The sequence below is a fragment of the Streptomyces sp. SID1328 genome (assembly GCF_009865595.1).
GTDB classification, from domain to species: Bacteria; Actinomycetota; Actinomycetes; order Streptomycetales; family Streptomycetaceae; genus Streptomyces; species Streptomyces griseoluteus.
The window spans coordinates 1-5,813 of record NZ_WWKH01000887.1; the positions used below are offsets into that span (position 1 = coordinate 1).

A 5,813-nucleotide genomic window follows, 5' to 3' on the forward strand; every position below is an offset into this window, starting at 1 on the left:
GCCTCACCCCCGGCACGGGCGTGCACATCGAGTACTTCGGCGAGAAGGTCCCCGCGACCGTCGCCGAGGAGCCGCTGTTCGACCCGGAGATGACCCGCATCCGCCGCTGACGAGACGGCCCCGCCCCACCCCAGGAGGTCCGACAGAAGTGTCCCCCACCTACGACGTGATCGTCATCGGCCTGGGCGGCATGGGCAGCGCCGCCGCCCACCACCTCTCCGCACGCGGCGCGCGGGTGCTCGGGCTGGAGAAGTTCGGCCCGGTGCACGACCGGGGCTCCAGCCACGGCGGTTCCCGCATCACCCGGCAGTCCTACTTCGAGGACCCGGCGTACGTACCCCTGCTGCTCCGCGCCTACGAGCTGTACGAAGAGCTGGAGCGGGCCACCGGCCGGGAGGTCTCCGTCCTGTGCGGCGGCGCGATGGTCGGCCGGCCGGACTCCCGTACCGTCTCCGGCTCGCTGCGCTCGGCCACCGAGTGGGACCTGCCCCACGAGATGCTGGACGCCAAGGAGATCCGGCGCCACTTCCCCACCCTGGCCCCGGCCGACGACGAGGTGGCCCTCTTCGAGGCGAAGGCGGGCCTGCTGCGCCCGGAGAACATGGTCGCCGCCCATCTCCAGCTCGCCACCCGGCAGGGCGCGGAGCTCCGCTTCGAGGAACCGGTGGTGCGCTGGGAGCCGTACCGGGACGGGGTGCGGGTGCACACTGGCGAGAACACGTACACCGCCGGGCAGCTGGTGATCTGCCCCGGCGCCTGGGCGCCCCGGCTGCTCGCGGACATCGGCGTGCCGATCACCGTGGAGCGGCAGGTCATGTACTGGTTCCAGCCGACGGGCGGCACCGCGCCGTTCGAGCCGGAACGGCATCCCGTCTACATCTGGGAGGACGCGGACGGCGTCCAGGTGTACGGCTTCCCCGCCATCGACGGCCCCCAGAAGGGCGCCAAGGTCGCGTTCTTCCGCAAGGGGCAGCGCACCACCCCGGAGACCATCGACCGGACGGTGCACGAACACGAGGTCCGGGCCATGGCGGACCACATGGCCGCGCTGATCCCCGACCTGCCCGGCACCTTCCTGAAGGCCGCCACCTGCATGTACTCCAACACCCCGGACGAGCACTTCGTGATCGCCCGGCACCCCGCGCACCCGGAGTCGGCCACCGTGGCCTGCGGTTTCTCCGGGCACGGTTTCAAGTTCGTGCCGGTCGTGGGCGAGATCCTGGCCGACCTCGCGCTGACCGGCTCCACCCCGCACCCGACCGGCCTGTTCGACCCCGCACGCCTGACCGCCCCGGCCGCCCGAGGAGCCCAGCCATGACGACGACCCCGGTCTCCCCCAGCCTGATCCCCACGCTTCCCGGCCGCTACTACACCGACCCCGAGGTCTTCCGGCGCGAGCAGGAGGCGCTGCTGGAGTCGATGTGGTTCTGCGCCGTGCGCAGCGCCGACCTGGACCGGCCCGGCGCCTTCCGTACGGTCCGGGTCGGCCGGGAGAGCGTGCTCGTCACCCGCGATCGCACCGGCGCGCTGCGGGCCTTCCTCAACGTCTGCCGGCACCGGGGCGCCCGGCTGTGCACCGAGGAGTCCGGCGAGGTCCGCCGCGGCCTGCAATGCCCGTACCACGCCTGGACGTACGGGCTCGACGGGAAGCTGGTCGCCGCACCCAACCTGACGAAGATGCCGGACGTGGACCGGGACCGGTACGGGCTGGTCAAGGTCGCCCTGCGGGAATGGCTGGGCTACGCCTGGGTGTGCCTGGCCGACGCACCGCCCTCCTTCGAGGGCACCGTCCAGCACGCGGCCGTGGAGCGGCTGGGCGACCCGGCGGCCATCGAGCACTACGGCACCGAACACCTGGCCCTCGGCAAGCGGGTCACCTACGACGTGCGGGCCAACTGGAAGCTGATCGTCGAGAACTTCATGGAGTGCTACCACTGCGCCACCATCCACCCCGAACTCACCGAGGTGCTACCGGAGTTCGCGGACGGCTACGCGGCTCAGGCCTACGTGGGCCACGGCGCCGAGTTCGGCGCGGGGGTGGCGGGGTTCACGGTGGACGGCAGCGCGGGCTTCGGCCGGCTCCCGGAGGTGGCCGAGGAGCAGGACCGGCGCTACTACGCCATCACCGTCCGGCCCAACGTCTTCGTCAACCTCGTCCCCGACCACGTCATCCTGCACCGTATGTTCCCGCTGGCCGAGGACCGCACGGTGGTGGAGTGCGACTGGCTGTACGCGCCCGAGGTGGTGGCGTCGGGGGCCGATGTGTCGAAGTCGGCGGAGCTGTTCCACCGGGTCAACGTCCAGGACTTCGCGGCGTGCGAGCGCACCCAGCCCGCCATGTCCTCGCGCGCCTATCGCGGGGGCGGGGTGCTGGTGCCGGCCGAGCACCACATCGGGGCGTTCCATGGATGGCTGCGGGAGAAGCTGGGCGAACAGGCTCCGTGAGCGCCGAAGCGGGGTAGGACACGGCCGCTCCCGTTTCCCTCTGCCCCCAGGAGTCACACCGATGACCAAGGCAGCACCGCCGTCAGGCACGCACGGGCACGACGACAGCGAACTCGCGGAGTTCGGGTACCGGCCCGAACTCAAGCGCACGCTGGGCAACTTCCACACCTTCGCCGCCGGGATCAGCTACATCTCGATCCTGACCGGCACCTTCCAGCTGTTCTACTTCGGCTACGGCAGCGGCGGTCCCGCCTACTGGTGGTCGTGGCCGATGGTGTTCGTGGGCCAGTTCGCGGTGGCCCTCTGCTTCGCGGAGCTGGCGGCCCGGCATCCGGTGGCGGGCTCGGTCTACAACTGGTCCAAGCGGCTCGGCAATCCCCACCTCGGCTGGCTCGCCGGGTGGATGATGCTGATCGCCTCCATCGTGTCGATCGCGGCGGTGGCGCTCGCCTACCAGCTCACGCTGCCGCAGATCTCGTCCGCATTCCAGTTCGTCGGGGACGGTACCGGCACCTACGACGTGGCGACCAACGCGGTGGTGCTGGCGGCCGTGTTGATCCTGTTCACCACGCTGGTCAACGCCTTCGGGGTGAAGCTGATGGCCCGGATCAACACCGCGGGGGTGTTCATCGAGCTGGTCGCCAGTGTGGTGCTGATCGTCATGCTGGCCGTCCACATCACCCGTGGCCCGCAGGTCGTGCTGGAGACGAACGGCACCGGCGCGGGCCACGGCGCCGGTTATCTCGGCGCGTTCCTGGTGGCGTCGCTGGCGTCGGCGTACGTGATGTACGGCTTCGACACCGCCGCCTCGCTCGGCGAGGAGTCGCTGAACCCGTCCCGGAACGCGCCCCGCGCCATCCTGCGGGCGATCATCGCCTCCTTCGTACTGGGCGGCCTGGTGCTGCTGCTGGCGCTGATGAGCGTCTCCAGCCTCAAGGGCGGCAAGCTGTCCACGGACGGGCTCCAGTACGTGGTGCTGGACGTGCTCGGGCCGACGGCCGGCAAGGGGATGCTGTGGTGCGTCCTGATCGCGGTCACCGTGTGCGCGCTGGCCGTGCACACGGCGGCGATCCGGCTGGCGTTCGCCATGGCGCGGGACAACAACCTGCCCGCGTCCTCGGTGCTGGCCCGGGTGAGTCCCCGCTTCCGGACGCCGGTGGTGCCGGCCGTGGTGATCGGGGTGCTGGCGCTGGCGATCCTGGTGGTCAACATCCGTCAGCCGCAGATCTTCACCGTGGTCACCAGCATCGGCATCATCATGATCTATCTGGCCTACCTGGGCGTGACCGCGCCGCTGCTGGTGGCACGGCTGCGCGGCCGGTGGACCCCGGCCGGGGAGGGGCGGTTCTCGCTGGGCCGCTGGGGACTGGCCGTCAACGTGGTCGCGGTGGTGTGGGGCGCGGGGATGACCCTCAACCTGATCTGGCCGCGCCCGGCGGTGTACAACACGAGCGCGCCCTACCACTGGTATCTCCGGTGGGGCGCGGTGCTGTTCGTCGCGGTGATCGCGGGCGGCGGCTTCGCGTACTACTGGTTCGTCCAGCGGCACCGGACGGGAGTACTGGCGGAGCACCGGCTGGAGGTCCCCACGGAGACCTCCGAGCCGACGCCCGCGTCAGACTGAGGACACCCCCGCCGACGGCCGCTTGTACATCCGGGTCGCGGTGATCTCACTGCGTACCCCGTCCCCGTCCTGCCGCTGCTGCGGCAGGCCCGGCCGGAGGTGCTCCTCCACGCTGATGTACTTCAGCCCGGCCCGGAGGTCGGCGTCGTTGCGCAGCCGGATGACCAGCGGGAACTCGGCCAGCGCGGTGGTGTCGAACAGGCCGGTGGTGTACAGCAGCTGGACGCCCAGCGCGTCGGACACGGCGCGCTGCAGCTCCAGCAGGTACGTCGCGTTGGCGCGGCCGATGGGGTTGTCCAGGAACAGCGTGCCCGCGTGCCGGTGCTTGTCGCGGCCCCGGTCGTTGGAGCGCAGGGCGGCCATCGTGCAGTAGAGCGCGATGGCCGCGGTGAGCAACTGGCCGCCGGAGAACACGTCGCCCATCTGGCCGACGGGGACCCGCTCGGCGCGCAGGACCGCGTCCGGCTTGAGGATCTCCACCGCGACGCCCTTGGGCTGGAGCGCGGCCGCGACTCCGCGCAGCAGCAGGGACATGCCGTCCCGGCGCAGGTCGGAGTTCTTCTTCACGGCGGCGCGGGTGGCCTCGTCGATGACCTCGCCGAGGCGCTCGGTGAGGGTGGCCTGGTCGGGCTCCTCGAAGCGGATGCGGAGGAACTCCTGCCCGGACCACTCGCCGAGCCCCTCCGGCAGCCGGGAGAGCCGCTGGGCGGAGCGGAGGGTGGCGAGGGAGGACTCCACCAGGCCCCGGAGCCGGTCCACGATCGAGTCGCGGTTGCGCTCCAACTGGGCCAGCTCGTCGGTGAGGACGCGCAGCCGGGGTGCGAAGGCGTCGGCCCACTTCTGCGCGTGCTCGGGCAGCGCGGCGGCGGGCAGTTCGCGGATCTGCTGCCGGGCCGGGGTGCGCACCTGCTCGTAGCGGGTGGAGTTGGCGTGCCGTACCAGGATGTCGCAGGCCTCGCGGACGGCGGTGTCGGCAGCGGAGAGGTCGGCGGCGCAGCCGCGCAGCGAGCGGCGGGCCTCGGCGGCGGACTGCCGGGCCTCCTCCAGGGTGCCGGGGTAGGGCTCGGGGTCCTCCCGCTCGTCCTCGGCGGCCGGTTCGCGCAGCAGGTCACGGAGCATCGCCGCGACCTCGTCGAAGCCGCCCGCGCCGTCCTCAGCGGTGCGGTGCGCCTGCTGGAGTTCGCCGTGCGCGGCGCGGGCCTCGGCCAACGCCTCCGTGCGGGTGGCGAGTTCGGCGGTGGCGGTGCGCAGCAGGGCCTGGGCGTGCTCGGCGTCGCGCGGCTGGAGGTCCTCGGGCAGCTCGGTGTGCGCCTCGCCCTCGTCGGGGGCGTGCCGCTCGGTCTCGCCGCGCAGCCGGCCGAGCTGTTCGCTCGCCGTGGACATGCGGGTCTCCAGCAGTTGCACCAGTTCGTCGGCGCGGGCGGCGGCCGCTTGCCGGGAGGGGCCGTCGGAGCCGTCGGGCGACTGCAGGAGCTGTTCAGCACGGGTGCGGACCTTGTTGCTGAGCCGGTCCAGGTCGGCGCGGGCGGCGCTCTCGTCGCTCTCCGCGCGGGCCTGTTCGGCGCGCAGGTCGGCGCCGACGCCGACCTTCTCGTACACCTGCGACGCGGCCCGGTACGCCTCCCGCAGCGCGGGCAGGGACGTCTTCGGGGCGCCGTCCTCCGCTTCGGGCACGTCGTCGGGGGCGCCCGCGATCTCGGCGCGCTCGGCGCGCAGGGCGCGGGCGGTGCGGCGGGCGTCGTCG

The 5,813-nt window shown here is 72.3% G+C and carries 3 protein-coding genes and 1 pseudogene; 3 read left to right on the forward strand and 1 reads right to left on the reverse strand.

All coding sequences use genetic code 11. The features are described from left to right. Positions 1-148 precede the first annotated feature (148 nt). From solA to GT030_RS28625, 3 genes are all read left to right on the forward strand, one after another. A complete protein-coding gene (gene solA, locus GT030_RS28615; RefSeq protein WP_161203564.1) occupies positions 149-1,318 on the forward strand; it encodes an N-methyl-L-tryptophan oxidase in 1,170 nt (389 codons plus the stop codon). After that, on the forward strand, positions 1,315-2,445 hold the full coding sequence (locus tag GT030_RS28620) for an aromatic ring-hydroxylating dioxygenase subunit alpha (RefSeq protein ID WP_161203565.1): 1,131 nt from the start codon (positions 1,315-1,317) through the stop codon (positions 2,443-2,445). Before solA ends, GT030_RS28620 begins: the two co-directional genes overlap by 4 nt. Positions 2,446-2,506: 61 nt before the next feature. Next, positions 2,507-4,069, forward strand: a complete 1,563-nt coding sequence (locus GT030_RS28625) for an amino acid permease (RefSeq protein ID WP_161203566.1) — start codon at positions 2,507-2,509, stop codon at positions 4,067-4,069. Here GT030_RS28625 and GT030_RS28630 read toward each other — a convergent pair. After that, a pseudogene (locus GT030_RS28630) lies at positions 4,061-5,813 on the reverse strand (hypothetical protein); the annotation flags it as partial. The gene GT030_RS28625 and the pseudogene GT030_RS28630 sit on opposite strands and share 9 nt — an antisense overlap.

What these genes read in the sequence shown, in the direction of transcription:
- GT030_RS28620 (WP_161203565.1), top strand. Translation starts at nt 1,315, where the DNA reads ATGACGACGACCCCGGTCTCCCCCAGCCTGATCCCCACGCTTCCCGGC.
- GT030_RS28625 (WP_161203566.1), top strand. Translation starts at nt 2,507, where the DNA reads ATGACCAAGGCAGCACCGCCGTCAGGCACGCACGGGCACGACGACAGC.